We start from the raw sequence: 25,045 nt of genomic DNA, 5'->3' as shown, positions 1-25,045 counted from the left end.
TCGTTTGTGCTTTTTTGAAGGATGCACACCTGTGTCTGCCCCGCGTTGCCATGCCAATCTGTTAAATGGAAGAGGGATAGTGGTGACGTTTCTTCGAAAAATTTTCACGGGTGCCGCCATGGTCTCAGCGGTGACGCTGGGTCTGGGGGCCGCACCTTCGCTGGCTCAATCTGCGCCGCCGGTCTATGGTAGCGTGAACTGGGGCGTCTGGGTCGATTACGATGGCTGCATGCATTGGTGGGCTGATGGTGGGCTTGAGGGCTACATGCTTGACCGGGTGGATCCGAAAACCGGCAACCCCGTCTGTCTGGCTAAGAATACATGCCTGGTCGAAAATACCGATACGCTCTTTGCAACCGACAGCGCACGTCTGACAACCTCGGGACGTAAGCGTCTGGAGCAGTTTTTCTCTTCGTCGGACGCCTTTGGGTACGGCATTTACGGCCACACCGACAGTCGTGCATCGGACAGCTACAATATGCGTCTGTCCAAGCGTCGTGCCGCAGCCGTGGCCAAGGTTGCCCGCTCGGTCGGCGCCGTGGTCGAGCGAGAGATCGGGTTTGGTGAACGTCAGCCGCTTGTGCCCAACACCTCTGCCGCCAATATGCAGAAAAACCGCCGCGTCGAAGTGGTATGCTATACGTGGGATGACAAATGATGGTGAAATCTTCTTTTCTGCTGGTGATGGGCGGTGTTGTTTTGGTGCTGTCCGGTTGTGTGGGGGGCGATGGCCTGCAGCAATATAACGGCAATCCAAACGCAATTATCGCAACCAGTGAGGACCGCGGCAGAGACAAGGTGTCGATTGCTGACGGCCATGCCGCCATCGTTTATGATCCGGACGGGTGTCAGGGGTGGATGATTGATGACGGGGTTGAAGGGTATTCAGGACGTCGTTTTGATCCGAAGTCCGGTCTGCCAATCTGCAACAAGAAATACCCGCCGGGCACTGTGATTGGGCAATATCAGTCCGATAGCCCGGGCATCCGGGACTATGTGCCGAGCAATGGCAATTGACCGGAATGGTTGTAGAATTTGCAAAAAGAAAGGCCGTCGGGTTTCCGGCGGCCTTTTTGTGTCAGGTTCATGAAGAATTCGTGAGAGGGCTTGCACTCTTGCCCGGCTCTCGGCACACTTTCAGATAGGACACACGCTAACGGAGACCGTCTTGGGATTTGAAAACATGACCGCAGCCCCCCCCGCCGTTGAACACGAGCATGAGGTGTTGCTGGATTTCCCGGACAATCGGCTGCTGATTGATCTTTGTGGAGAGTTCGATCGCAACCTGACCCAGATCGAAAGCCACCTTGGGGTGCAGATCATTCGACGCGGAAATCATCTTGTTGTATTGGGGGAGGTGCGCGACAAGGCGGGTGAAGTGCTGAGCGCGCTTTACCAGCGGCTTGAAGCGGGACGCATGATTGAACCCGGCGATATTGATGCCGAGATTCGCATGGGAGGGTCGGGCGAAGATACCGGCACCCGCGAAGGCGATCAGATGGAGATGTTCAAACGTGGCGGCGTCGAGATCAAGACGCGCAAGAAAACGGTTGAACCCCGCACTGAAGCGCAGAAAGCCTATGTGCAGAATCTGTTTGAAAACGAACTGGCCTTTGGAATCGGCCCGGCCGGCACTGGCAAGACCTATCTGGCGGTTGCTGTCGGGGTGAACATGTTCCTTGGCGGTCATGTGGACAAGATCATCCTGTCGCGCCCCGCAGTGGAAGCGGGCGAGCGCCTGGGCTTTTTGCCCGGTGACATGAAGGACAAGGTTGATCCATATATGCAGCCACTTTATGATGCGCTGGGGGATTTCCTGCCCGGTAAGCAGGTGGCCAAGCTTATTGAAGAAAAGCGGATCGAAATCGCGCCACTCGCCTTCATGCGTGGGCGTACGTTGTCAAATGCCTTTGTGGTGCTTGATGAGGCGCAGAATGCGACCACCATGCAGATGAAGATGTTCCTGACCCGTTTGGGTGAAGGATCGCGCATGGTGATTACCGGCGACCGCAGCCAGGTTGACCTTCCGCGTGGTGTGCAGTCGGGGCTGCGGGATGCGGAACGGCTTCTTGGCGGCATTGATCGAATCTCGTTCAACTATTTCACGTCAAAAGACGTGGTGCGTCATCCGCTTGTGGCCAAGATCATTGAGGCCTATGACGCGGCAAGTGAACGTGAACAGGCGCGCCGGGCCACCGAGGCAGGGGGCGCTGCCCCGTCCGCTCCCTGAGCGGACTCCCCGGGATATTTGAGACAAGAAAAAAGAGATGGACGTCGATATCGTTTTTGAAGATCCCCGCTGGGAAGAGGCGGGGTTGGAGGCGTTGGCGCAACACGCCTGCGAAAAGACGCTTGGGTATCTGGATGTCGGGGACGCGGAGGTTGCGGTTCTGGCCTGCGATGACACCCGTATTGCCGAGTTGAATGCCGAGTTTCGCGCCAAGGGGCAGCCGACCAATGTGTTGTCCTGGCCGTCCGAGGAGCGGGCAGCAGAGGAGCCGGGTGATCACCCTTTGCCGCCGGAGCCCGATTTTCCCGGTGCGCCGCTTGAATTGGGGGATATTGCGATTTCCTATGATACCTGTATGCGCGAAGCAGCGGAGCAGGGTAAGGAATTTTCAACCCATGTGACCCATCTTATGGTGCATGCTACGCTGCATTTGTTGGGTTATGATCACATTCTTGATAAAGATGCCGCTCTTATGGAGGGGCTGGAGGTTGAAATTCTTGGCAAGATGGGCATTTCAGACCCATATATGAATGAGTGAAACACTGTTGCTCCGCGCTTGAAAGTGGAGCGCCGGGGTTGAAACGCGGATTTCCCGCGACAACGGAAAAGGTCAAATGGGCGAAAGTCACATGGATGAGGGCCAGGACGGCTCTTCTAACGCAGCGCAAAGCGCGCGGGACAAAGACGGATCGGAAGGGGCTGAGCCTCGATCTGCCAGATCCGGGTTTTTCAGCCGAGTGTTCGGGGCGCTCAGCCCGTCGGACGAATCCAGAGAAGCGCCGGTGCAAGTCGCAGCGCCGGTCAATGGCGCCCCGCAGCTTACAGTTCCGGGCATGGTCAATCTGCGCCGGATGCGGGTCGAGGATGTGGCGATCCCGAAATCTGAAATTGTTTCCGTCCCGGTAGATATCGCCAAATCCGAGCTGGTGGAAGTGTTTCGCGACAGCGGGCTGACCCGTTTGCCGGTCTTCGAAGGAACGCTGGACACGCCAATTGGTCTTGTGCATCTCAAGGATTTTGCCCTCAACCATGGTTTCAACGGGGCGACAGGGCAGGACAGCTATGATCTGAAGGCGCAGCTGCGCCCGTTGCTTTATGCGCCGCCTTCGATGCCGATCGGGGTGCTGTTGCAGAAAATGCAAACCGAACGGATCCACATGGCGCTGGTGATCGACGAATATGGTGGTGTGGATGGGTTGCTCACCATCGAGGATCTGATCGAACAGGTTGTGGGCGAAATCGAAGACGAACATGACACCGAGGAAACCGCCCTCTGGTCCGAGGAAAAGCCGGGTTGTTATCTGGTTGAGGCGAAAGCGCCGCTGGAGGAGTTCGAGGCGGAAATTGGGCTGCCTTTGCATGATGATCAGGAAGACGAGGAGATCGACACTCTGGGGGGGCTGGTCTTTCTGCTTTCCGGTCACGTGCCGACACGCGGTGAAGTCATCCAGCATCCGGCCGGACCGGAATTTGAAGTGGTGGATGCCGATCCACGGCGGATCAAGCGCCTGCGCGTTCGGATCCCCACCGGTCTGCCGGGCTGATCCGGGGCGAAATGCGCAAAGTGCTGCAATCCGTGGTGACCCGCGTCCCCCTTGTGCCTCTTTTGTCCGGGGCGGTTGCCGCTTTGGGGCAGGCGCCATTTGGTCTTTGGTGGGCCATGCTTGGCGGATTGAGCGCCGGGCTGTTTTACGTGTTGTGCGCCGCCAGTGCAAAACAGGCCGCGTTGCGGGGGTGGTTTTTGGGGCTTGGCTATTTTGCCGCCACCTTGAACTGGCTGGTTGAGCCGTTTTTCGTGGATGCTGCCCGCCACGCCTGGATGGCCCCTTTTGCGGTGTTCGGACTGGCCGGGGGGCTTGCCCTTTTTTGGAGCCTTGCCGCGGGACTGGCCTTTGGGAGCCGGATGGCTCAAGCCCGCTGGATGGCGCTGGCCTCTGCGCTGACCGGGGCAGAACTGTTGCGTGGTTATGTTCTGACAGGGTTTCCCTGGGGCGGGCCGGGGCTTGCCTGGATCGACACACCACTGGCGCAGATTGCCGAGGTGGTTGGGGTTTATGGCCTGTCGGCGCTGTCCTTCCTTGTCTCTGCTGGTGTAGCCCGCGCAGCCCAGCTCCGCTCTGGCCGAATGTTTGCGGCCCTTGCCGCGCTGTCTGCTCTGGTTTTTGTCTTTGCGGTGACGCTGCCGAAACCTCCTTTGCCGGATCAGGAAATCATCGTGCGGTTGGTGCAGCCCAACGCACCGCAGCACCAGAAATGGGATCCGCGATATGCGCGGGATTTTGTCCTGCGCCAGTTGGAACTGACCCGCGCTCCTGCAAAAAACGGCGCGCGCCCCGATCTGGTCCTCTGGCCCGAAACCGCTGTGCCTTATCGGTTGGGGGATACAGGCGGATTGGGGCAGGCCATGGCCGAGGCTGGGCAGGGGGCTCCTATTCTCTTCGGTGCCCAGCGAGGGGAGGGGGCGCGGTTTTTCAACAGCCTCGCGCTGGCCAGCCCTGATGGAAAGCTGACCCCGGTTTATGACAAGCATCACCTCGTGCCTTTTGGCGAGTATGTTCCTTTTGGGGATCAGCTGGCGGGGCTTGGTGTTACCGCCTTTGCAGCCCAGCTCGGACAGGGCTATTCTGCGGGGCAGGGCGCGGATGTGATCAATCTGGGGAAGGCGGGCAAGGTTTTGCCCCTGATCTGCTACGAAGCTGTTTTCCCTCAGGATCTGCGCGCTGCCCCCGAGCGGGCCGACTGGATTTTGCATGCCACAAACGATGCGTGGTTTGGCAATTTCTCAGGCCCGCAGCAGCATCTGGCGCAGGCGCGATTCCGGGCAATAGAATTTGGCCTTCCGATGATCCGCGTGGCCAATACCGGGGTCTCTGCGGTGATCAATGCCTATGGTGAAATCGGGCAGGCGCTGCCTTTGGGTCAGTCTGGAAAGATTGACACGAAAATTCCCGGAAAGCGTGCTGCAACGCCTTATTCTCGCCACGGTGATCTTCCATTAACCGTGCTCGTGCTAGTCGCTCTTGGTGTTTTTGTTGCCCGGCGACGCGGCAAAAGCAATTGACCTCCTTACGGGGGGCATGTATCGGACAGGCATCCCCCCGTCACAACGGCTTCCTGGCGTGATGGGGATTGTATCAATGGAGCACTTCTCATGACCCGCAAATCCCACGTATTCACTTCGGAATCCGTTTCCGAGGGCCATCCCGACAAGGTCTGTGACCGTATCTCTGATGCGGTGCTGGATGCTTTCCTTGCCGAAGACCCGCATTCGCGCGTGGCCTGTGAAACCTTTGCCACAACCGATCGTGTTGTGATCGGCGGCGAAGTCCGCGGTCCGGCCAGTGTGATCGAGCGTGTGGAAGAAATCGCTCGCGACTGTGTCAAAGACATCGGGTATGAGCAGAAAGGGTTTCACTGGGCCAATATGAAGGTCTCGAATTACCTGCATGCCCAGTCTGCCGACATCGCCCAGGGGGTGGATGCCAGTGAAGACAAAGACGAAGGCGCAGGTGACCAGGGCATCATGTTTGGATATGCTGCGGTTGAGACCGATGCGCTGATGCCGGCCCCAGTGCACTACAGCCACGCAATCCTGCGTCGTCTGGCAGAAGTGCGCAAGAACGGCACCGAAAGCTGGATGGGCCCGGACAGCAAGTCGCAATTGTCCGTGCGCTATGAAAATGACCTGCCGGTCGAGGTGACCTCACTGGTTTTGTCTACCCAGCATCTGGATGAAAGCATGACGCCGAATGATGTGCGCGACGCCGTTGCGCCCTATATTCGTGACGTGCTGCCCGACGGCTGGCTGACCGACAATACGGTCTGGCACGTGAACCCGACCGGAAAATTCGTGATTGGTGGCCCGGATGGCGATGCGGGATTGACCGGGCGCAAGATCATCGTGGACACCTATGGCGGTGCGGCACCCCATGGGGGGGGCGCTTTCTCGGGCAAAGATCCGACAAAAGTGGACCGCTCGGCTGCATATGCGTCGCGTTACCTGGCCAAGAACATCGTGGCTGCAGGCCTGGCAAAACGCTGCACCCTGCAACTTTCCTACGCCATTGGCGTGGCGCGCCCGCTGTCTATTCTGGTCGATACCCATCGCACGGGTGAGGTGGACGAAAGCGCCATCGAAAAGGCCGTGATGGAGGCCATGGATCTGACCCCACGCGGCATTCGTGAACATCTGGGGCTGAACAAACCGATCTACCAGCGCACTGCTGCCTATGGGCATTTTGGTCGCGCCCCCTCCGATGACGGTGGCTTTAGCTGGGAACGAACGGACCTGGTGGATGCGCTCAAAAATGCGCTCTGAGCGTGACGGATGACGTATTTGAAAGCCCGCCTTTCCCGGCGGGCTTTTCTTATGCGGCCTTGACGCAGAGAGGACTTCATGCGACAGGCGCGGCCATGACGGAAAAGACACATCACCAATCGGGCGCCCCGTGGCGCAATTTCTATGGTCGCCTGAAGGGCAAGCACCTTCGCGATAGCCAGCAAGGCTATCTGGATGAGGATCTGGCCGCCCTCAGCCCCGGCGCCGTGGACTGGGATGTGAACCCCGATCGCGCGCCCATCGACCTGAAATCCCTGTTTGGGGAAAGGCCGGTCTGGCTTGAAACCGGATTTGGTGGCGGCGAACATATGGTGCATCAGGCAGCGAACAACCCTGATGTCGGCATCATCGGCTGCGAACCCTATATCAATGGCGTGGCCATGCTGCTGGGCAAGATTCGTGACGCGAAATGCGACAATGTTGCCGTGCATCCCGGCGATGTGCGTGACCTGTTTGATGTGTTGCCAGAGCAGTCGATCAGCAAAGCCTTCCTGCTCTACCCGGATCCCTGGCCGAAAAAAAGGCACCATCGCCGCCGCTTCGTGACGCCGGAATATCTGGAACCCTTCCATAAAGTGCTCAGACCCGGCGCTGAGTTCCGGGTGGCCACCGACATTCCCGATTACGTGCGCCAGACGCTGGAAGAGGTGCCGAAAGCGGGGTTCGAGTGGCTCGGCGAAGGCCCTTCGGACTGGCGCAATCCGTGGAGCGATTGGGTCTCAACCCGTTATGAACAAAAGGCCCTTCGTGAAGGCCGCACGCCGCATTACCTGACCTTCCGCCGGATCTGAGGTCGTCTCCGACCAGTCGCGCCCTTTTTCTTGCCGAAAATACCTCGGGGTGAGCCTCGAAGAGGCGAGGGGCAGCGCCCCTGATGGGGTTTTCTGCTTGCGGACCAGCGCCCTCGGCCTGCGCCTCGGGCCGCGCAGCGGCGGTGGCTCATCTGCGATGAGCCTGTCAGGAGCTTTGCTCCTCTTGCCCCCTTCGTGGGCAATTCACCTCAGGATATTTCTGACCAGAAAATAGCGAACCCTGTCTGAGGGAACTCCCCGCTGGAAACTCCTGAATGGGTGCGCTATCAGATCTTGAACACGACGCGTTTCCGAGAGCCTGAATAGGGTTGGTAGGGGCGCTGCAACACTGTGGGTGTTTTCGGCAATCCCTGTGATGGGTTTCGAAACGCTTCAGGAGGAGAACTCATATGTCCGGCCATGGCCCTGCTATTCCCATGACGTCACGAAAATGTGGCCCGCTGACAGGCGAAGCCCATGTTCCGGGTGACAAATCCATCAGCCACCGTTCCCTGATTTTGGGGGCGATGGCCGTTGGGGAAACCCACATCACCGGTCTTCTGGAAGGGGAGGACGTGTTGGGGACGGCCAGCGCGATGAAAGCCTTTGGAGCGGATGTAGAGCGGCTTGGTGAAGGGGAATGGCGCGTCAACGGTGTTGGCGTTGGCGGGTTTGCCGAACCTGAGGACGTGATTGATTGTGGCAATGCGGGCACCGGCGTGCGGCTGATCATGGGGGCGATGGCTTCAACCGGTATCACCGCAACCTTTACCGGGGACGCGTCACTGCGTTCGCGTCCGATGGGGCGGGTGACGGACCCGATTGCGCTGTTTGGGGCACAATCCTACGGCCGGGAGGGGGGGCGTTTGCCGATGACCGTGATCGGAGCAGCCGATCCGGTGCCGGTGCGCTATGTAACGCCAATGGCCTCCGCGCAGGTGAAATCGGCCGTCTTGCTGGCGGGTCTGAATGCGCCGGGTGAAACCGTGGTGGTCGAGAAGGAAGCCACCCGCGATCATACGGAGCGGATGCTGGCTGGGTTCGGGGCCGAGATTACTGTGGAAGACACCGAAGAGGGGCATGTGATTACCCTTAAGGGGCAGCCCGAGCTGAAGCCGCAGACCATTGTGGTGCCACGCGATCCGTCTTCGGCGGCGTTTCCGGTCTGTGCGGCGCTGATTGTGCCGGGGTCGGATGTGCTTGTGCCGAATATCGGTCTTAACCCGACACGGGCTGGCCTGTTCTATACGTTGCAGGATATGGGTGCGGATCTGACGTTTGAGAACCCGCGTGAAGAGGGCGGAGAACCGGTTGCGGATCTGCGCGCGAAGTTTTCGCCCAACATGAAGGGGATCGTTGTGCCGCCGGAACGTGCGGCCAGCATGATCGACGAATACCCGATCCTGTCTGTCGTTGCGTCTTTTGCGACCGGCAAGACCGAAATGCCGGGCGTGCATGAGCTGCGGGTCAAGGAAAGTGACCGGATTGATGCGATGGCCAAAGGGTTGCGCGCCAATGGCGTTACGGTTGAGGAAGGTGAGGACTGGTGGTCGGTTGACGGGCTTGGCCCGGCTGAAAACGGAGGCGGGGTTCCTGGTGGGGCAACGGTGGCAACCGTGCTTGACCACCGGATCGCGATGAGTTTTGCCTGTCTCGGGATGGCGACCCAGAAGCCAGTGCATCTGGATGATGGCGGCCCGATCGCAACCAGTTTCCCGGTGTTTGAGGGTCTGATGGCCAAATTGGGGGCACAGCTGACGCGGGAGAATATATGACCCGGACGGCCAAAGGCGGATGTCTGTGCGGGGCCGTGCAATATGTGGTGAGCGGCCCCTTGCGTCCGGTTATCGCCTGCCATTGCCACCAGTGTCGAAAGACCTCGGGCCATCACGTCGCGGCCACGGCCGCCCGGCGCGAAGATCTGGCTGTTGGCGGGACAGTTAAGTGGTTTGCCTCTTCTGAAACGGCGTCGCGCGGGTTTTGCCCCACTTGCGGGTCAAACCTGTTTTGGGATGGCGGTGGCGAGCGGATCTCGATCTTTGCGGGAACGCTGGATGAAACGCCTGACCTCAGGATGGCGGCGCATATCTATTGCGCCGACAAGGGGGATTACTATGAGATCAGCGACGACCTTCCGAAATCGGACAAGTGGGATCCGGCGCTGACAGAGATCTGACGGGGTCAGATCACCTCCGCCCCGGCGTCTTTCAAGGTCTCGAACGCTTTTTCGGTCGCTTTCGGCAGCGCGCCGAGAGTTCCGTCTTGCAGCAAGGTGACCTTATAGCCGCGGGCAAGGGCGGCCTGTGCTGTCTTGTTGACGCAAAGGGCAGCATCCAGCCCAGCAATCTGAACATGGCCGATGTCCAGCTGATCAAGCAGCGTGTCCAGAGCGCCGGTTTCAAACCCGTCCTGAACGCGCTTGATCACCTCGTATTCACCCATGTCGACAAAGGAGCTGGCCAGTTCGGCACCGGGTTGTCCGGCAAGCCCCTGACCTTTCATGAAGATACGCGCAAAGGTGCGGGTTGAGGGGGTGCTCCACTCCTGGCGAAGGGTGATCACGGGCTGGTCTTCGGATTTTGCGCGGGTGACGGCGGCACGAATGGCCTGTGTGGCTTGGGTTTTGTCTGCCTCATCATATTGCCCGCTGTTCCAGAAATCTTCTTGCAGATCCACCAGAAGCAGGGCCGTTCCTGACCGTTCGGGGATCTTGTCGCCCTGACTGACATGGCTGATGTGACGATAGACCAATGCGGCCCAGATCACTCCGGCAGCCAGAAGGGCAAGGCTGGTCCACAAGGCAATCATATCTGTTTCTCCAGTTTTGCATGGCAGTGGCGCAGCACCCTGAGCGCGATGGCCACCTCATCAGGTGACAGCCCGTCAGAGACCAGATCGAGGATCTCTGCCTCCCGCTCCAAAATCATGCGGATGCAGTCCGTTCCCTTCGGGGTCAGTCTGATAAGGGGCGAGCGGGTATGGCGGGGATTGGGGGATTTCTCAGTCAGGTGGGCCTTTATGGTGTCATTGACCATCACCTGCACATATTGGCGCTGGATTTCCAACAGACGCGCGAGGTCGGGCACGGGCAGGGGGCCATGGTGGTGCAGGATCTCAAGAACAGCGCGCATCCGCACGGTGAGCTCGGTTCCGGTCAGGCCATGCTCAACCTGTGCTTCGACCCGTTGCATGAGCGGGCGTGTCAGCCAGAGGAGGGATCTGAGGGCATCTATCATGACAATACACATGCCAAATTGACATGTATATTGTCAATAAGGAGGCTTCCCTTCCCCCCCGCGATTTGCGATGGAAGGGCAGCAGAAAGGTTTCGGTTTTGCCCTGCGACCGTAGGTGTCGGAACGTTTTAAAGCGTTTCGAGATTAACTTGAGACACAAGTTGATTTCGAAACGCCCGCAACATCAGTAGGTTTCGAGCGTTTCGCCTCATTATTGTGTCTCAATAATAAGGCGAAACGCTTTAGGAAGGAGATGCCATGTCATTCACAGTTGCCATTGATGGCCCCGCCGCCGCTGGTAAAGGCACGATCTCCAAGGCGGTTGCCACGCATTTCGGTTTTGCCCATCTCGACACCGGGCTGCTTTATCGTGCGGTTGGGGCCAAGGTGCTGGCCGGGGGGGATCCCGTGGTTGCTGCCAAACAACTGACACCGGCGGATATGATGGGGGAGCTGCGCACCCCTGAGGTAGCGCAGGCGGCCAGCCGCGTTGCGGTGCTGGCGGATGTACGGGCGGCGCTGGTTGCGTTTCAACGCGACTTTGCCCTGCAGGACGGCGGCGCGGTTCTGGATGGGCGCGATATTGGCACGGTGATTTGCCCGGATGCGGATGTGAAGCTTTTTGTCACCGCAAGCGCCGAGGTGCGGGCCGAGCGGCGGTTTTTGGAATTGAACGCAAAAGGCCTGTCAGATACGCGCGAACAGGTTCTTGCCGATGTGATTGCGCGCGACAAACGCGACAGCGAGCGGGCGGAGGCCCCGTTGAAACCAGCAACGGATGCGGTGCTGATCGACACGTCCGATCTGTCGATCGACGACGCGGTGGCCCGGGCGGTCGCGGTGATTGAAACCTGCCGTTAGGTTAGTCCGGCCTCCCTCTTGATCCTCAAAGTCAAATGCCTAGCTGTCCGGTCTTCACCCGTTGATGACAGGACAATCCCCATGCTCGAAAAACTGAACTGGCGCTACGCGACCAAAAAAATGGACCCGACCCGGTCGGTGCCCGAAGAGAAGGTCAACAAGATCCTTGAGGCCATCCGCCTTGCCCCCACCTCTTCCGGCACCCAGCCGTTTGAGGTTTTTGTCATCACCAACCCCGAGATCCGTGCGCAGATCCAGCCTCATGCGTGGAACCAGGCACAAATCACCGAAGGGTCCCATCTTCTTGTTTTTGCCGCCTGGGATAATTACTCGGCGGATCGCATTGATGCGGTGGTGTCGCAGATGGAAGAAGAGCGCGGAGGGGGCAACCCGTTGCTGACGCAGTATTACGACAATCTGAAGGGGGCTTATCTGCCGCGTGAGGCGGGGGTGAACCACGATCACGCCGCGCGTCAGGCCTATATTGCGTTGGGGTTTGCCCTTGCCGCTGCGGCGGAGCTGGAAGTGGATTGCACGCCAATGGAAGGGTTCACGCCGGAAAAAGTGGATGACATCCTCGACTTGAAAGAGCGCGGCTTGCGTTCGGTTCTGTTGCTGCCTCTGGGCTACCGGCACACGGAACAGGACTGGCTTGCGCCACTGAAAAAGGTGCGCAAGCCCCAGGCGCAACTGTTCACCCGGATCGACTAAACCCGGGATTTCGAGGTGGGGCGTGGCAAATCCGGCTGCGCCCTGCTTGCCCGATGTCGGCTGTCATCTGGCGAGGAACGGATGCGGTTGCGGATCAATGGTGGGCGGTGAATAGGAGGCTCTTGCCCCTTGCTTTATTGACAGAATCCGCCTAAAGACGCCCTGTCGACAAGGTGAAAACACCGCGATACAGGGAAAGACGAGCAGGGTCGGATGTGCCGGCCCTCTTTGTTTTGCGGTTAACCTGTTGACCAAATTGGAAAATCCAAGACCTGCGGAGCCAACCGCACGGCCCGAAAAGCGACTTGTAAAGGAATAAAACGCATATGTGCGCTAAAACCACGATGGAGGAATTCGAAGCCCTCCTGAACGAAAGCTTCGAAATGGACACCCCCGAAGAGGGTTCGGTTGTCAAAGGCAAGGTCATCGCCATCGAGAACGGCCAGGCCATCATCGACGTAGGCTACAAAATGGAAGGCCGCGTCGACATCAAAGAATTCGCAAATCCTGGTGAAGCCCCGGAAATCGCCGAAGGCGACGAAGTGGAAGTCTACCTGCGCGCGGCTGAAAACGCCCGCGGCGAAGCCGTCATCTCGCGTGAGATGGCCCGCCGTGAAGAAGCCTGGGATCGCCTGGAAAAAGCCTATGCCGACGATGCACGTGTTGAAGGTGCTATCTTCGGCCGCGTCAAAGGTGGCTTCACCGTTGATCTCGGCGGCGCCGTGGCCTTCCTGCCCGGTTCGCAAGTTGACGTGCGCCCCGTGCGTGACGCAGGCCCGCTGATGGGTCTGAAACAGCCGTTCCAGATCCTGAAAATGGACCGTCGCCGTGGCAACATCGTTGTGTCGCGCCGCGCCATCCTGGAAGAAAGCCGTGCCGAACAGCGCGCAGAAGTCATCGGAAACCTGTCCGAAGGTCAGGCCGTGGAAGGTGTTGTCAAGAACATCACCGAATACGGTGCGTTCGTTGACCTGGGCGGCGTTGACGGCCTCTTGCACGTCACCGACATGGCATGGCGCCGTGTGAACCACCCGTCCGAGATCCTGACGATCGGCGAAACCATCAAGGTTCAGGTCATCAAGATCAACAAAGAGACCCACCGCATCTCGCTGGGCATGAAGCAACTGCAGGACGATCCGTGGGATCTGGTGGCTGCCAAATACCCGCTTGAGTCGGTTCACACCGGCCGCGTGACCAACATCACCGATTACGGTGCATTTGTTGAACTGGAAGCCGGCGTTGAAGGTCTGGTCCACGTGTCGGAAATGTCCTGGACCAAGAAAAACGTCCACCCGGGTAAAATCGTGTCCACCTCGCAAGAGGTTGAGGTCATGGTTCTGGAAATCGACAGCGCCAAACGCCGCGTGTCGCTGGGTCTCAAGCAGACCATGCGCAACCCGTGGGAAGTGTTTGCCGAAACCCATCCGGCCGGCACCGAAGTGGAAGGCGAAGTCAAGAACATCACCGAATTCGGTCTGTTCATCGGCCTCGACGGCGAAATCGACGGCATGGTCCACCTGTCGGACATCTCGTGGGATGAGCGTGGCGAAGACGCCATCCAGAACTTCAAGAAGGGCGACATCGTCAAGGCTGTTGTTTCGGAAGTTGACACCGACAAAGAGCGTATCTCGCTGTCGATCAAAGCCCTGGAAGGTGACCCCTTCGCCGAAGCCATTGGTGGCGTGAAGCGCGGTTCGATCATCACCGTCGAAGTGACCGCCATCGAAGATGGTGGCATCGAAGTGGAATACGAAGGCATGAAATCCTTCATCCGCCGCTCCGACCTGTCGCGTGACCGTGCCGAACAGCGCCCCGAGCGTTTCAATGTCGGTGACAAGATGGACGTTCGCGTGACCAATGTGGACAGCAAATCGCGCCGCCTGGGCCTGTCGATCAAAGCCCGCGAAATCGCAGAAGAGAAAGAGGCCGTGGAACAGTATGGTTCGTCCGACTCCGGCGCTTCGCTCGGCGACATTCTGGGCGCAGCCCTGAAGAAAGACTAATCCTTAGTCTCTCGAAAGATCTTGAAACGGCCTCGCTCATGCGGGGCCGTTTTCTTTTGCACCTATCGTGGTCACCGGGGGAAACTTCTGGTTCCGAATCATGTATTTGACCGGAAAGCCGCTGCAAACCCACCCCGTCAGACAGATGCAAATCCCGCTCATTTCCGCGTTTGAGGTGGGCAAACCGCCCCATGGACCGGTTTTTTGCCGGAAAAATGCCGATGGCCCCTCTAAGGGCTTGTTTATCAACAATCCCTTTGCTCCTATAGTTGGAACAACAAAGCGGCGCGAAGCCCTGCCTCGCGCCAAAAGCACTTTTTGGGGGGATATTCATGATCCGGTCGGAACTGATCCAGAAAATCGCGGATGAAAATCCGCATCTTTATCAGCGGGATGTCGAACGCATCGTCAACACGATTTTTGACGAAATCGTCGAGGCTATGGCACGTGGGGACCGGGTTGAACTGCGCGGCTTTGGCGCATTCTCCGTCAAGAAAAGAGATGCTCGTATCGGGCGGAACCCACGCACCGGAGAATCTGTTCAGGTCGAAGAGAAACATGTCCCCTTCTTCAAGACAGGCAAGCTCCTGCGTGACCGTCTGAACGGCAAATAAGAGGTCAATATGCGGTATATCCGTTACCTGTTTCTGGCGGCCCTCGCGGTTTGCCTGGTAACAATCGCCATGGCGAACCGTGGCATGGTCACCCTTCACCTGCTGCCAGCCGAGCTGTCCGGCTTCCTCGGGTTCAGCTGGTCGATCTCCCTGCCACTGTTTATCGTGATCTTTCTGGGCATTATCGCCGGGGTCATGATTGGGTTTGTCTGGGAATATCTGCGCGAACATAAGTTTCGTGCCGCTGGCAAACGGACCCGCAAGGAACGCGACGCCCTGATCCGTGAAGTGAAAAAGCTCAAGGATCCCAAGGCCAACCCCGGTGACGATATTATCGCGCTTCTGGAAGAGGCCAAGTGAGCAGATTTGTCCTTCCGGGCGGAAAACCTGACGCCGCCGTGAAAATTTGCGGGCTGAAAACGCCTGAAACCGTGCAGGCTGCCTGCGCGGCCGGTGCCCGTTACATTGGCTTCAATTTCTTCCAAAAAAGCCCGCGCTCGGTCAGCATTGATCAGGCCGCATCCCTCATGCTCGATATGCCCATCGGCGTGGCCAAGGTGGCGCTTGTGGTGGACATGACCGATGATGAAATCGCCCAAATTGTCGATGGCACCACCACCGAGATCCTACAGCTGCATGGGTCTGAGACGCCGGAGCGGGTGGCCGAGGTCAAGGCGCGGTTCGGGCTGCCGGTGATGAAAGCAATCGGAATTGCCGGACCGGAAGACGTGGGCGAGATCGACCGCTACGCCCCCGTCGCCGACCAGTTACTGATCGATGCCAAGGCGCCAAAAGGGGCGGACCTGCCGGGCGGGAACGGAATCAGCTTCGACTGGCGGCTGGTGCAACGAAAATACTGGCCCTGCCCATGGATGCTCGCCGGTGGCCTCAACCCTGACAATGTCGCTGAAGCCATGCGCCTGACCGGCGCCAAACAGGTGGATGTGGCCTCGGGGGTGGAAAGTGCGCCTGGTGTGAAGGACCCCGATCTGATGCGCGCCTTTGTCCGAAACGCGACAGGCTCCTTCGCCTGACCCTTTCTTCTTGGCCAAAAACTCCGGGGTGAGGAACCGCTCGAAGAGGGGGGCCGAGGGGCAGAGCCCCTTTTGACCTTATCCCCCATCAAAAACCACTGGAACTGACACGCCGTGACGCCTATCAAAGTCCGGCAACGTGAACAGGGGGACCTCATGTCCAATGATCTTTTCAACAGCTTCATGAATGGCCCGGATGAGCGTGGCCGTTTTGGTGATTTCGGTGGCCGCTTCGTGTCGGAAACGCTGATGCCGCTGATCCTCGATCTCGAGGCCGAATATGAGAAGGCCAAGACGGAAGCCAGTTTCTGGGCCGAGATGGACTACCTGTGGAAGCATTATGTGGGCCGCCCCTCGCCGCTGTATTTTGCCGAGGGTCTGACCCGGCATCTGGGGGGGGCAAAGGTCTATATGAAGCGCGACGAGCTGAACCACACCGGCGCGCATAAGATCAACAACGTGCTGGGGCAGATTTTGCTGGCGCGACGTATGGGAAAAACCCGGATCATCGCCGAAACGGGGGCTGGGCAGCACGGGGTCGCTACCGCCACGGTCTGTGCCAAGTTCGGTCTGAAATGTGTGGTCTATATGGGTGCGCATGATGTGCGGCGTCAGGCCCCGAACGTGTTCCGGATGCGCCTGCTTGGTGCGGAAGTGATCGCGGTGGAAAGTGGTCGCGGCACGCTTAAGGACGCCATGAATGACGCGCTGCGTGACTGGGTGACCAATGTGCATGACACGTTCTATTGCATCGGCACGGCCGCAGGGCCGCACCCGTATCCGGCCATGGTGCGGGACTTCCAGTCGATCATAGGCAAAGAGGCCAAAGCCCAGATGCAGGAAGCCGAAGGTCGTCTGCCCGACACGGTGATTGCCGCTATTGGGGGGGGGTCCAACGCGATTGGTCTTTTCTATCCGTTCCTTGACGATGAATCCGTGCAGATCATTGGCGTTGAAGCCGGCGGCAAAGGTGTGGATGAAAACATGGAGCATTGCGCCTCGCTGACCGGTGGGCGCCCCGGCGTGTTGCATGGTAACCGGACCTACCTGCTTCAGGATGATGACGGTCAAATTCTGGACGGCTATTCGATCTCGGCGGGTCTGGATTATCCGGGGATTGGTCCTGAACACAGTTGGCTGCATGAAATTGGTCGCGCAGAATATGTCTCGATCACCGACAAAGAGGCGCTTGAGGCGTTTCAGCTCAGCTGTTCGACCGAAGGGATCATTCCGGCGCTGGAACCCTGCCATGCTCTGGCCCATGTGATGAAAATTGCGCCCAAACTGCCCGAGGATCACATCATTTGCATGAATATGTGTGGCCGCGGCGACAAGGACATTTTCACAGTGGCGAAATACCTTGGGTTCGATATGTCTGACACAGAAGGGCGCGAGGTGGACTGATCCACGCGATCAACGGTCAAAGAGAAAGCCGCGCAAATCCAGCGCGGCTTTTTTTGTCATATCCGACAGGTTAAAATTGCGGATCAGGGGGAACGTGGTTGCCCCTCAGATCTCGGGCCGCAAAACTAGAAAACTAGTATTCTGGTTTTACCTGTTTTGGGGCACCCCCGTTCTTGCCAGCTTAAAGGCAGGTTATGATCCTGCTGCGGCAGCGATTTTGCGCATCATGTTGATATTCGCTTCATGTGCTCCCTGTTCCCGAAAACCACGGTCCGCTGCGTTCACCGCGACAACCACATCTCGGTTCGTGTCGATGAAGATGTATTGGCCATAAATACCACGGGCAAAATACTCCCCCTTGGGAGCATCCGGCGCAATCCACCATTGATAGCCATATTGCTGTTCACCCGGTTCTGTGGGGGCCGAGGGTATGGTAGAGGCAGAAATCCACTGCGCTGGCACCACCTGCTGCCCCTGCCATTCACCCTTTTGCAAAAACATCTGCCCAAACCTGGCATAGTCTCGGGTGCGCAGGTTCAGCCCCCCCAGCACAAAGGCCACGCCCTCTCCATCGCTCAGATAATAGGGGGCCATTTCAAAGCCCATCGGGCCGGTGATATAGGCGTTCATCAGGTCCGGGATTGTGCGCCCGGTGGCCCCGCGGATGACCATGCCGATCACATGGGTGTCGATCGAGACATATTGCCAGGTCTCTCCTGGTTGGGCGAAACGTTCGGTCAGCTCTGCGGTGAAATCATCCATGGATTTTCCAAGCGCAAGCACCCGTCCCATCCTGTTGATGTCCGAACCGCTGTCCAGGTAATCTTCGTTGAAGGTGACGCCCGAGGCCATGTTCAGCACATTGCGGATTGTTGCCCCATCATATGCGCCCCCAATCAGGCTGGGTGCATATTGGGTCACCGGGTCGTCCAGAGAGGCGACAGAGCCTTGCTCTACCAGCACCCCCATCAGGGCGGAAAGAAAGCTTTTGGCCACCGACCAACTGATGCGCAGGTCATCGGCTTGGGTATCAAGGTGATAGCTCTCATGGCGCAGCTTCCCCCCTTGGAGGACGACAAGCGCAGTGACAGAGCGATCCGTGATCCACGCCTGGGCCCCGTCGGGCAGTTCCAGATCGTCGCCTTTTGGCAGCGGGCTGACCGGGCCGTCGCCTCGCGACAATGGCACCGTCAGAAAAGCGTCCTTCATATGTGAGAAGTTCTGCACGATCTTTTCTGCGGAAAACAGCGTGTTAACCGCCAGCAGTCGCTTCAGTTCCTCGGCTTTCCACAGCCCTAGAAAGGCCACCAGGACAAAAGCAGCCAACAGCAGCTTGATGATGCGCTTAAACAGGTTTTCCATGAGGTCTCCGGGTTTGCGAGAATGGGGTTGAACGCTCGAAACCTACTGATGTTGTGGGCGTTTCGAAATCAACTTGTGTCTCAAGTTAATCTCGAAATGCTTTAAGGTGCCGCCCAATCGATCCAACGTCCATGAAAATCCACACGACCTAACGTCAGGCGTTGCCCGTCAGGCCACAAGGTCAGCGTGATGGCGGCGCCCTTGCCAATATGCTCATCGGCCTCCATCGACAGGTGGGCGACAGGCCCCCGCCTGCCTGCGGCCTTGATCGCGGACAGGCAGCGCGTTTGTGTTTCGGTTGGGAAATACTGCCATGCAATGGTGTGATAGATCAGCGTCAGGTGGTCCGGCGCCGTGCGCGTCAGCTGGTCCGCAAGCCAATCCACCGCGTCGCCCTGATCGACCTTGGCATCAAAAACTCCGATCACGGCGCGGGTCCGATCCAGACGTTCCGGCTGATCTGCCCAAAGATAGGATTGCAGGCGCAGCGCATCATCGGTGTTGCGCACATTTAACGGAGAGATATCCACCCCACGGCGGTCCAGAATAACGGGGGCATGTGCCGCCTGTTTCGGAAGGTCCCCGCGCCAGTCAGGCCTGAGCACCACTTGCGCGTCTGCCGGTCCCATTTGCCCGTCTGGAAGCATAAGCGCGAACCGGTCCCACATCAGGTTCAACCCGCCAGAGGCGCCAAGCTCCAGCATTCGAAAGGGGAGATCAAAGTGGGATGCCAGAAAATGCCCCGCCGCGATCATCACCACCGCGCGGCGCACCTCATTGGTTTGTGGGGGATTGTCGAGCCAGTGGTGCAGCAGCGTGCTCTGCTCGTGCAGGGCACTCTCAAGGGCTGCCCAAAGCCTGTCATCCTCCTCCGGGGCAGGATGGGGTGGGTACACTGCCACAAGCTCCGGGCAGGCTCCGGTCAGAACCAGCGCATGAAGCCCTGCCAAAAGGCGCAAGGGGACGGACTGCCCAAGGGGCCCCAGTTCGCCGGGCCAATGAAACAGCCTGTCGGTCAATTCGGTGCCCGGGGTCAGCCGCTGTGCAAGAAGGTGTAAAATACGTGCGGTAAAAGGCGACCCCAGACTGGCATTGCTGCGTGCCTGTTGCTCCAGGGCGGCGCGCAAGGTCAAGAGAACTTGTCCATCAGTTTTTGCAATGGCGACCGCGTGTCCTCAGCGGGCGTCGCTTTTTCTGGCTTTTTCTCGGGGGGCGTCTTTGACCCGTTTGACGAGCGGGGCGGGTTCACGCGCAGGCCGATGGCGTTCATGAACTTCCCGCTATCCCCACGCGCAAGGTCAGGCGCGCCATCTGCGCAGCCCCGTAACACATCGTCCAGCCACCCCTGATCCGCCTTGGCAAAGTCATTCAGCACATAGCGCGAAACCGCATCCTTGTGACCGGGATGGCCAATCCCCATCCGCACCCGGTCATATTCGGCACCGATATGCTGATGGATGGAGCGCAACCCATTATGCCCGGCATGCCCGCCCCCGGTCTTGACCCGGCACTTGCCCGGCGCCAGATCCAGCTCATCATGAAACACAACCACATCCGCGGGGGACAGTTTGTAAAACCGCATCGCCTCTCCGACGGATTGCCCCGAAAGGTTCATGAAGGTTTCGGGTTTGAGCAAGATCACCTTCTCGGAACCCAGCTTGCCTTCGCAGAGCTGCCCCTGAAATTTCGCCCGCCACGGAGAAAACCCATGATCAGAGGCGATCTGATCCAGGGCCATAAAGCCGATATTATGCCGGTTGCCCGCATATTTCGGTCCAGGGTTCCCAAGGCCAACAAAAAGTCGCATGGCATTCTCCACATGAGCAGAAATTTATCTGCCTGATGTAGCGCAACTGTCACCACGGCTCAACTGATGCCGCATCTAACTGCGTCTGCAACCGCTTTCCATGGGGAGCGTGGGGCTTTTTCTTGCCCCAAATACCTCGGGGTGAGGACGAAGTCCGAGGGGCAGCGCCCCTGTTTGAGGGGGCTGCCCTGGTCCGGCCTGAGGAGATCAGGCCGCTGGGTAGCGTGCGAACAGTTCGGTCGAACCATCTTTGCGTATCAAAAGCACATCATAGGCGTCCCGCTCGCTTTCCGGCCCCATGCCGGGGGCACCATAAGGCATGCCGGGAACCGTCAGGCCAATGGCCTCAGGACGCTCCGCCAGCAGGCGGTTCAGATCCGACGCCGGCACATGACCCTCAATCAGATAGCCTTCGACCTCGGCAGTGTGGCAGGACATCAGATCATCCTGAATGCCGCCAGCACGCTTGAATTCATAAAGCGTATCATAATCCATGTTGTTGATTTCGGCCGTGAACCCGCTGCGTTGCATCACCTTGACCCAAGCCCCGCAACAGCCGCAGCTTGGATCCTTGTGAACAATCAGGTGTGGGGTGGCCGCGATTGCGGGCAGGGCGGAAAGTGCCGGGGTTGCTAGAAGACCAGCTAGGATGTGGCGGCGCGTGATAAGGTTCTGTGTCATGGAGTGTCCTGTCGTCTGGATAGGTTTGTCCATTGCTACCCTTGCCAGATCCCCTGATGTGTTGACCTGTGTCAATTTCACGAAAATGTGTGAACAGCTCCTGTACTGCGCAGTCGTTTGGGTAAAAGAAAACGGGGCCCGATTGGGCCCCGTTTCCGCCTCGGCTTGCGCCCAGGGCTTATTCTTCAGCTGCGGCCTCTTCGCCTTCGCCCTCGTCTTCGTTATCCGACGAGCGTAGCGAGCTCGGTGCAGTGATGTTGGCGATCACGAAGTCACGGTCGATGGTCGGCTTGGCGCCCGACGGCAGGGTCACGTCCGAAATGTGGATCACGTCACCCACGTCACGGCCGGCCAGGTCGACAACGATCTGCTCGGGGATGTCACCGGCAACAACGTTCAGTTCGACTTCCGGACGCACAACAGTCAGAACGCCACCCTTTTTCAGGCCCGGCGCATCATCGTGGTTTTCAAATTCCACGTGGATGAACAGGCTGATCCGCGAGGTGCGGCGCAGGCGCATCAGGTCGATATGGGTCGGCAGGTCTTTCACAACGTCACGCTGAACGCCGCGGCAGATCACGCGCACATCTTCTTCACCTTCAACCTTCAGGTTCCAAAGGGTCGACAGGAAGCGGCCAGCTTTCAGTTTCTTCAGCAGGTCGTTGAACGGAATGTTGATCGACAGGGGATCGGCGTCGCCACCATAAACCACACCCGGAACCAGCCCGTCACGACGTGCCTGGCGAGCGGCGCCCTTGCCCGTCCCCGCGCGTTTCTGAGCAACAAGATCAGGGATCTCTTTTGCCATTTTAATTCTCCAATATAGATAGGGCGGGGCTCCTCCAAGGCTGTAGCCCCGCGATGAAGCCCTGCCCATACAGGGGAATCATTCAAAAGGGAAGGTATTTCTGCGCTTATTCAAAGATGCCGAGAATGTTTTCAACCGGGATCATGCCAAGGCCGGCGGCGGCTTGAGGGACGCGACTGTCTGCGGCGTTATCGCGATGGTCCCCCAGGACAAAAACATGCTCCGGTGGAACAATGAATTCGAGGGTGGTGTCAAATCTGGACGTCCCGACATTCCAGATCTCGTAGCTCTTGCCTGATGGCAGGGTTTCACGCAGCCGAAAGCGGGTGCAGCTTTTCCCCGGAATGGCAGGGCGCTCAGCGCATCGCGGGAAGGGGGGTGTTGTTGGAACCGTGGATATGTCCTCATTCAGCATCACCTGCGGCAAAGGGTGTCCGTTCAGCACGACACCCCCATCCTTTAGCTGGATTCGGTCCCCGGCAATCCCCATCACCCTGAAAACAAGCGTGGCGGGCTGCACCGGATGCGTGAAGCCGATGATGTCGCCGCGCTGAACCTGATCTATTTGCGGGTCAATATGGCGCATGACGGCGCAGTCCCCGGTCATCATCGTGGGCGCCATCGCCGCGGAGGATGCCCGGAAATTTTCCAGTTTTGGGTTAACAGCGCAGGAAAAACAGATGCAGGATCCGGCAATGACACCGTTGGGTGTCAAGGCGATGGCAAACAAGAGGATGGTTGCGGCATGTGAAAACAGGGTGCGGCGCATTGCAAAAACTTGGGGCAAAAAGCCTTAGGTTAAATATAAATACATGGCTGATACTCGGTAAGACATGGGTTCGTGTCAACTTACCGATCAGACTGCCCTGTTCCAACTGGGTTCGCGCGCAGTCGGGCGCGCGAAAAAGGCAGCCCCTTTGCAGGAGCTGCCTTCGGTTGTTATTTCTTGGTTCGGCGCGGCAGGGCATTGGCTCCGCGCGGCTGGTCCTTGCGGGCTTTTGGCGGCTTGGCCGGTGATTTTGCCGGTGATTTGGAGGGCGATTTGGCCGTTTTTCCGACCGGTTTTCCGAACTTGCCTTCGGGTTTACCCGCTTTGCCTGTCTTGCTGGGTTTGTCTTTTTTCCAGCGCTGTTTCTTCCCCTCCGCATCGCGTTTCTTGCTGGGGGATGTGCCCGGCGTGGTGGCTTTTTTCTCGTCACGCGATTTGGGCGGCTGATACTCGCTGCGTGTTTCGGGGTTCACTTCCGGGGCCAGTGCGGGAGCCCATTGCGCAGGCGTGTTGGCTGACGGGGCCGTGGCGCGGTCATCGCGCTGGTTTTGCGGGCGCAGCGATTTCTTGGGTTTTGCAGGGCGTTCGGAGCTATCCCCCTTGCGGTGCGGTTTCGGCGCGCGATCTTCCCGATCTGACCTGTCCTTGCCCTTGTAACCGGGGCCCTTGTAACCGGGCTTGTCGCCATAGTTTCCGCCCGGCTTTCCACCGGTCTTGCGCGGGGCAGGGGTCAGGTCCGGCTTGCCGTCCAGCTGCGTGGCGCGGATGCCGTCCTCCAGCTCCCCCCCTTGGGCTGCAGCCAGGAATTTCTCAACCGCGTCATTGGTCAGTTCGACAAAGGTTTCACGCGACTGGACCCGAATGGCGCCAATGTCGTTTTTGTCGAGATTGCCTGACCGGCAGAGCATCGGCAGGAGCCAACGCGGCTCGGCATTCTGCTTGCGCCCGACCGACAGGGAGAACCAGGTCGACGGGCCAAAATCCCGCTCTTCCCGGCGTGCCGGTTTGGCCGCGATTTCAGCAAGTTCTTCAGGGGCTGAGAACTGTTCGCGGTGCAGGCGGATACAGGCGGTGGCAATCTGTTCCGGGGTGAAGCGGGCGATCAGGTCACCTGCCAGCTGTCCTTCATCACCGGATTGGCCTTCCTGCCACATCGGGTGGTCCATAAGGCGTTCCACATCGCGGGCCCGGATGTTGTCAGCGGAGGGGGGGAAGTTCCATTTTGCGGTGATCTTGGCCCAACCCAGCAGGCGTTCGGCGCGTTTGACCATGCGGGGGGGGACGATCAGCGCAGACACGCCTTTGCGCCCGGCGCGCCCGGTGCGGCCCGAGCGGTGCAGCAGACCTTCGGTGTTTGTGGGAAGCTCTGCATGGATCACAAGATCCAGCATCGGCAGGTCGATACCGCGCGCGGCCACGTCGGTGGCCACACAGACCCGCGCCCGCCCGTCGCGCATGGATTGCAGCGCGTTGGAACGTTCGGACTGGGTCAGTTCACCGGACAGGCACACCACCGACAGGCCTCGGTTTGACAGGCGTGAGGTCAGGCGGTTTACCGTGGCGCGGGTATTGGCAAATACGATCGCATTCTGCGCATCGTGAAAGCGCAGAAGGTTGATGATCGCGTGTTCTTCATCCTTATCCGCCACGCGCAACGCCTGATAATCGATGTCCGCGTGTTGCTTTTCCTTCGACACGGTTGAGACCCGCACCGCGTCGCGCTGGTATTGCTTGGCGAGTTTCGAGATCAGCGGTGACACCGTGGCTGAGAAGAGCAGCGAGCGGCGCTCTTCAGGGGCGGCGTCCAGCATGAATTCAAGATCTTCCTTGAACCCCATATCCAGCATCTCATCCGCCTCATCCAGCACCACGGCCTTGAGCGCGTCCAGCACCAAGGCGCCCCGCGTGATGTGGTCGCGCAGGCGGCCCGGTGTGCCGACAACGATATGGGCGCCGCGCTCAAGGGCACGCCGTTCTGTGCGCTGATCCATCCCCCCCACACAAGATGCGATCCGCGCGCCGGCATGGGCGTAGAGCCAGCTCAGCTCAAACTTCACCTGCATGGCCAGTTCGCGGGTTGGGGCGATCACCAGCGCCAGCGGCGTGGCGGCGGGGCCGAAGCGGTCACCCTCCAGAATGGTTGGGGCAATTGCCAGGCCAAACCCAACGGTTTTACCCGAACCGGTCTGGGCTGAAACCAGAAGATCCTGATCGGCCAGCTCCGGGTTGGTCACCGCCTCCTGCACATCCGTCAGGGTCTCATACCCTTTGTCCGCAAGGGCCTGGGCAAGGGTGGGAACAAGGTTGGGGGCAGGGGTCGGGGTCGTCATGGCGGCGTCTTTCATCGGGGCGCCGGGCAGGGTGCAGGCGCGAAAGACCTGCGCATACAGGGTTT

27 protein-coding genes and 1 riboswitch are annotated in these 25,045 nt (G+C 59.0%); of the genes, 18 read left to right on the top strand and 9 right to left on the bottom strand.

Annotated elements, in window-relative coordinates; translation table 11 throughout:
- Positions 1-82: 82 nt before the first annotated feature.
- The 10 genes from AKJ29_RS09620 to AKJ29_RS09575 all read left to right on the top strand — a co-directional run bounded on the left by AKJ29_RS09620 (position 83) and on the right by AKJ29_RS09575 (position 9,536).
- Complete coding sequence (locus tag AKJ29_RS09620) at positions 83-658, top strand: OmpA family protein (protein WP_314732196.1); 576 nt, start codon at positions 83-85, stop codon at positions 656-658.
- On the top strand, positions 655-1,017 hold the full coding sequence (locus AKJ29_RS09615; protein WP_139231408.1) for a hypothetical protein: 363 nt from the start codon (positions 655-657) through the stop codon (positions 1,015-1,017). Before AKJ29_RS09620 ends, AKJ29_RS09615 begins: the two co-directional genes overlap by 4 nt.
- Before the next feature lie 166 nt (positions 1,018-1,183).
- Positions 1,184-2,230, top strand: a complete 1,047-nt coding sequence (locus AKJ29_RS09610; protein WP_055190221.1) for a PhoH family protein — start codon at positions 1,184-1,186, stop codon at positions 2,228-2,230.
- A gap of 37 nt (positions 2,231-2,267) precedes the next feature.
- Complete coding sequence (gene ybeY, locus AKJ29_RS09605; RefSeq protein ID WP_055190218.1) at positions 2,268-2,768, top strand: rRNA maturation RNase YbeY; 501 nt, start codon at positions 2,268-2,270, stop codon at positions 2,766-2,768.
- A 91-nt stretch (positions 2,769-2,859) separates the two neighbouring features.
- Entirely contained in the window at positions 2,860-3,774 is a 915-nt protein-coding gene (locus tag AKJ29_RS09600) for a hemolysin family protein (protein ID WP_175502288.1), read from the top strand.
- Between the two features lie 11 nt (positions 3,775-3,785).
- Positions 3,786-5,291, top strand: a complete 1,506-nt coding sequence (lnt, locus tag AKJ29_RS09595) for an apolipoprotein N-acyltransferase (protein ID WP_055190214.1) — start codon at positions 3,786-3,788, stop codon at positions 5,289-5,291.
- A gap of 34 nt (positions 5,292-5,325) precedes the next feature.
- A riboswitch (SAM-SAH riboswitch) is annotated at positions 5,326-5,375 on the top strand.
- Positions 5,376-5,381: 6 nt separating this feature from the next.
- On the top strand, positions 5,382-6,548 hold the full coding sequence (metK, locus tag AKJ29_RS09590) for a methionine adenosyltransferase (protein ID WP_055190212.1): 1,167 nt from the start codon (positions 5,382-5,384) through the stop codon (positions 6,546-6,548).
- 95 nt (positions 6,549-6,643) lie between these two features.
- Complete coding sequence (gene trmB / locus AKJ29_RS09585) at positions 6,644-7,360, top strand: tRNA (guanine(46)-N(7))-methyltransferase TrmB (protein ID WP_055190559.1); 717 nt, start codon at positions 6,644-6,646, stop codon at positions 7,358-7,360.
- Between the two features lie 410 nt (positions 7,361-7,770).
- Positions 7,771-9,135, top strand: coding sequence for a 3-phosphoshikimate 1-carboxyvinyltransferase (aroA, locus tag AKJ29_RS09580; protein WP_055190210.1), 1,365 nt, complete (start codon positions 7,771-7,773; stop codon positions 9,133-9,135).
- A complete protein-coding gene (locus AKJ29_RS09575; RefSeq protein WP_055190208.1) occupies positions 9,132-9,536 on the top strand; it encodes a GFA family protein in 405 nt (134 codons plus the stop codon). Before aroA ends, AKJ29_RS09575 begins: the two co-directional genes overlap by 4 nt.
- Positions 9,537-9,541: 5 nt before the next feature.
- Here AKJ29_RS09575 and AKJ29_RS09570 read toward each other — a convergent pair whose 3' ends face one another.
- Both AKJ29_RS09570 and AKJ29_RS09565 read right to left on the bottom strand, forming a co-directional pair.
- Complete coding sequence (locus AKJ29_RS09570; RefSeq protein WP_055190207.1) at positions 9,542-10,168, bottom strand: cysteine hydrolase family protein; 627 nt, start codon at positions 10,166-10,168, stop codon at positions 9,542-9,544.
- On the bottom strand, positions 10,165-10,608 hold the full coding sequence (locus AKJ29_RS09565; RefSeq protein WP_235477381.1) for a MarR family winged helix-turn-helix transcriptional regulator: 444 nt from the start codon (positions 10,606-10,608) through the stop codon (positions 10,165-10,167). The genes AKJ29_RS09570 and AKJ29_RS09565 overlap by 4 nt, the downstream gene beginning before the upstream one ends.
- A gap of 246 nt (positions 10,609-10,854) precedes the next feature.
- On the opposite strand from AKJ29_RS09565, the gene cmk reads away from it, so the two are divergent.
- The 8 genes from cmk (at position 10,855) to trpB (ending at position 17,223) form a co-directional block, all read left to right on the top strand.
- Positions 10,855-11,457, top strand: a complete 603-nt coding sequence (cmk, locus tag AKJ29_RS09560; RefSeq protein WP_055190205.1) for a (d)CMP kinase — start codon at positions 10,855-10,857, stop codon at positions 11,455-11,457.
- An 81-nt stretch (positions 11,458-11,538) separates the two neighbouring features.
- Positions 11,539-12,168: an NAD(P)H-dependent oxidoreductase gene (locus tag AKJ29_RS09555; protein ID WP_055190203.1), complete on the top strand. Its 630-nt coding sequence runs from the start codon at positions 11,539-11,541 to the stop codon at positions 12,166-12,168.
- A gap of 326 nt (positions 12,169-12,494) precedes the next feature.
- The gene (gene rpsA / locus AKJ29_RS09550; protein WP_074963728.1) at positions 12,495-14,171 is read left to right on the top strand and encodes a 30S ribosomal protein S1; all 1,677 of its coding nucleotides are present in this window, start codon (positions 12,495-12,497) and stop codon (positions 14,169-14,171) included.
- A gap of 145 nt (positions 14,172-14,316) precedes the next feature.
- Complete coding sequence (locus AKJ29_RS19660; RefSeq protein WP_161805397.1) at positions 14,317-14,541, top strand: hypothetical protein; 225 nt, start codon at positions 14,317-14,319, stop codon at positions 14,539-14,541.
- On the top strand, positions 14,504-14,785 hold the full coding sequence (gene ihfB, locus AKJ29_RS09545) for an integration host factor subunit beta (RefSeq protein WP_055190201.1): 282 nt from the start codon (positions 14,504-14,506) through the stop codon (positions 14,783-14,785). Before AKJ29_RS19660 ends, ihfB begins: the two co-directional genes overlap by 38 nt.
- Before the next feature lie 9 nt (positions 14,786-14,794).
- Positions 14,795-15,145 (top strand): lipopolysaccharide assembly protein LapA domain-containing protein, encoded by a 351-nt coding sequence (locus tag AKJ29_RS09540; RefSeq protein ID WP_055190199.1) that lies wholly within the window; start codon positions 14,795-14,797, stop codon positions 15,143-15,145.
- On the top strand, positions 15,142-15,819 hold the full coding sequence (locus tag AKJ29_RS09535; protein ID WP_235477378.1) for a phosphoribosylanthranilate isomerase: 678 nt from the start codon (positions 15,142-15,144) through the stop codon (positions 15,817-15,819). Before AKJ29_RS09540 ends, AKJ29_RS09535 begins: the two co-directional genes overlap by 4 nt.
- 156 nt (positions 15,820-15,975) lie before the next feature.
- Positions 15,976-17,223, top strand: coding sequence for a tryptophan synthase subunit beta (gene trpB / locus AKJ29_RS09530; RefSeq protein ID WP_055190198.1), 1,248 nt, complete (start codon positions 15,976-15,978; stop codon positions 17,221-17,223).
- Positions 17,224-17,415: 192 nt separating this feature from the next.
- On the opposite strand, the gene AKJ29_RS09525 is transcribed toward trpB, so the two are convergent.
- From AKJ29_RS09525 to AKJ29_RS09495, 7 genes are all read right to left on the bottom strand, one after another.
- Positions 17,416-18,585 (bottom strand): serine hydrolase domain-containing protein, encoded by a 1,170-nt coding sequence (locus AKJ29_RS09525; protein ID WP_055190195.1) that lies wholly within the window; start codon positions 18,583-18,585, stop codon positions 17,416-17,418.
- A 101-nt stretch (positions 18,586-18,686) separates the two neighbouring features.
- Positions 18,687-19,718, bottom strand: coding sequence for a DUF2332 domain-containing protein (locus tag AKJ29_RS09520; RefSeq protein ID WP_055190193.1), 1,032 nt, complete (start codon positions 19,716-19,718; stop codon positions 18,687-18,689).
- Positions 19,715-20,392 carry an aminoacyl-tRNA hydrolase gene (gene pth / locus AKJ29_RS09515; protein ID WP_055190191.1) on the bottom strand — a complete coding sequence of 226 codons (678 nt, stop codon included), beginning with the start codon at positions 20,390-20,392 and terminating at the stop codon, positions 19,715-19,717. Before pth ends, AKJ29_RS09520 begins: the two co-directional genes overlap by 4 nt.
- A 207-nt stretch (positions 20,393-20,599) precedes the next feature.
- Positions 20,600-21,073 carry a DUF411 domain-containing protein gene (locus AKJ29_RS09510; protein ID WP_055190189.1) on the bottom strand — a complete coding sequence of 158 codons (474 nt, stop codon included), beginning with the start codon at positions 21,071-21,073 and terminating at the stop codon, positions 20,600-20,602.
- Positions 21,074-21,251: 178 nt separating this feature from the next.
- Positions 21,252-21,881: a 50S ribosomal protein L25/general stress protein Ctc gene (locus tag AKJ29_RS09505; protein ID WP_055190187.1), complete on the bottom strand. Its 630-nt coding sequence runs from the start codon at positions 21,879-21,881 to the stop codon at positions 21,252-21,254.
- Positions 21,882-21,987: 106 nt separating this feature from the next.
- Entirely contained in the window at positions 21,988-22,650 is a 663-nt protein-coding gene (gene lepB, locus AKJ29_RS09500) for a signal peptidase I (protein WP_055190185.1), read from the bottom strand.
- Between the two features lie 170 nt (positions 22,651-22,820).
- The gene (locus tag AKJ29_RS09495; protein WP_082392569.1) at positions 22,821-24,980 is read right to left on the bottom strand and encodes a DEAD/DEAH box helicase; all 2,160 of its coding nucleotides are present in this window, start codon (positions 24,978-24,980) and stop codon (positions 22,821-22,823) included.
- Positions 24,981-25,045 lie beyond the last annotated feature (65 nt).

The organism is Aliiroseovarius crassostreae (assembly GCF_001307765.1).
Taxonomy (GTDB): domain Bacteria; phylum Pseudomonadota; class Alphaproteobacteria; order Rhodobacterales; family Rhodobacteraceae; genus Aliiroseovarius; species Aliiroseovarius crassostreae.
The sequence above is the reverse complement of the archived record's forward strand: the minus strand, read 5'-3'. Positions and strand labels throughout refer to the sequence as shown.

What these genes read in the sequence shown, in the direction of transcription:
- ybeY (WP_055190218.1), top strand. Translation starts at nt 2,268, where the DNA reads ATGGACGTCGATATCGTTTTTGAAGATCCCCGCTGGGAAGAGGCGGGG.
- pth (WP_055190191.1), bottom strand. Translation starts at nt 20,392, where the DNA reads ATGCGACTTTTTGTTGGCCTTGGGAACCCTGGACCGAAATATGCGGGC.
- trmB (WP_055190559.1), top strand. Translation starts at nt 6,644, where the DNA reads ATGACGGAAAAGACACATCACCAATCGGGCGCCCCGTGGCGCAATTTC.
- AKJ29_RS19660 (WP_161805397.1), top strand. Translation starts at nt 14,317, where the DNA reads ATGCAAATCCCGCTCATTTCCGCGTTTGAGGTGGGCAAACCGCCCCAT.
- cmk (WP_055190205.1), top strand. Translation starts at nt 10,855, where the DNA reads ATGTCATTCACAGTTGCCATTGATGGCCCCGCCGCCGCTGGTAAAGGC.
- AKJ29_RS09510 (WP_055190189.1), bottom strand. Translation starts at nt 21,073, where the DNA reads ATGACACAGAACCTTATCACGCGCCGCCACATCCTAGCTGGTCTTCTA.
- metK (WP_055190212.1), top strand. Translation starts at nt 5,382, where the DNA reads ATGACCCGCAAATCCCACGTATTCACTTCGGAATCCGTTTCCGAGGGC.
- AKJ29_RS09495 (WP_082392569.1), bottom strand. Translation starts at nt 24,980, where the DNA reads ATGACGACCCCGACCCCTGCCCCCAACCTTGTTCCCACCCTTGCCCAG.
- trpB (WP_055190198.1), top strand. Translation starts at nt 15,976, where the DNA reads ATGTCCAATGATCTTTTCAACAGCTTCATGAATGGCCCGGATGAGCGT.
- AKJ29_RS09575 (WP_055190208.1), top strand. Translation starts at nt 9,132, where the DNA reads ATGACCCGGACGGCCAAAGGCGGATGTCTGTGCGGGGCCGTGCAATAT.
- AKJ29_RS09600 (WP_175502288.1), top strand. Translation starts at nt 2,860, where the DNA reads ATGGATGAGGGCCAGGACGGCTCTTCTAACGCAGCGCAAAGCGCGCGG.
- aroA (WP_055190210.1), top strand. Translation starts at nt 7,771, where the DNA reads ATGTCCGGCCATGGCCCTGCTATTCCCATGACGTCACGAAAATGTGGC.
- AKJ29_RS09610 (WP_055190221.1), top strand. Translation starts at nt 1,184, where the DNA reads ATGACCGCAGCCCCCCCCGCCGTTGAACACGAGCATGAGGTGTTGCTG.
- AKJ29_RS09525 (WP_055190195.1), bottom strand. Translation starts at nt 18,585, where the DNA reads ATGGAAAACCTGTTTAAGCGCATCATCAAGCTGCTGTTGGCTGCTTTT.
- ihfB (WP_055190201.1), top strand. Translation starts at nt 14,504, where the DNA reads ATGATCCGGTCGGAACTGATCCAGAAAATCGCGGATGAAAATCCGCAT.
- lepB (WP_055190185.1), bottom strand. Translation starts at nt 22,650, where the DNA reads ATGCGCCGCACCCTGTTTTCACATGCCGCAACCATCCTCTTGTTTGCC.
- AKJ29_RS09505 (WP_055190187.1), bottom strand. Translation starts at nt 21,881, where the DNA reads ATGGCAAAAGAGATCCCTGATCTTGTTGCTCAGAAACGCGCGGGGACG.
- AKJ29_RS09565 (WP_235477381.1), bottom strand. Translation starts at nt 10,608, where the DNA reads ATGTGTATTGTCATGATAGATGCCCTCAGATCCCTCCTCTGGCTGACA.
- AKJ29_RS09555 (WP_055190203.1), top strand. Translation starts at nt 11,539, where the DNA reads ATGCTCGAAAAACTGAACTGGCGCTACGCGACCAAAAAAATGGACCCG.
- AKJ29_RS09570 (WP_055190207.1), bottom strand. Translation starts at nt 10,168, where the DNA reads ATGATTGCCTTGTGGACCAGCCTTGCCCTTCTGGCTGCCGGAGTGATC.
- lnt (WP_055190214.1), top strand. Translation starts at nt 3,786, where the DNA reads ATGCGCAAAGTGCTGCAATCCGTGGTGACCCGCGTCCCCCTTGTGCCT.
- AKJ29_RS09615 (WP_139231408.1), top strand. Translation starts at nt 655, where the DNA reads ATGATGGTGAAATCTTCTTTTCTGCTGGTGATGGGCGGTGTTGTTTTG.
- AKJ29_RS09540 (WP_055190199.1), top strand. Translation starts at nt 14,795, where the DNA reads ATGCGGTATATCCGTTACCTGTTTCTGGCGGCCCTCGCGGTTTGCCTG.
- rpsA (WP_074963728.1), top strand. Translation starts at nt 12,495, where the DNA reads ATGTGCGCTAAAACCACGATGGAGGAATTCGAAGCCCTCCTGAACGAA.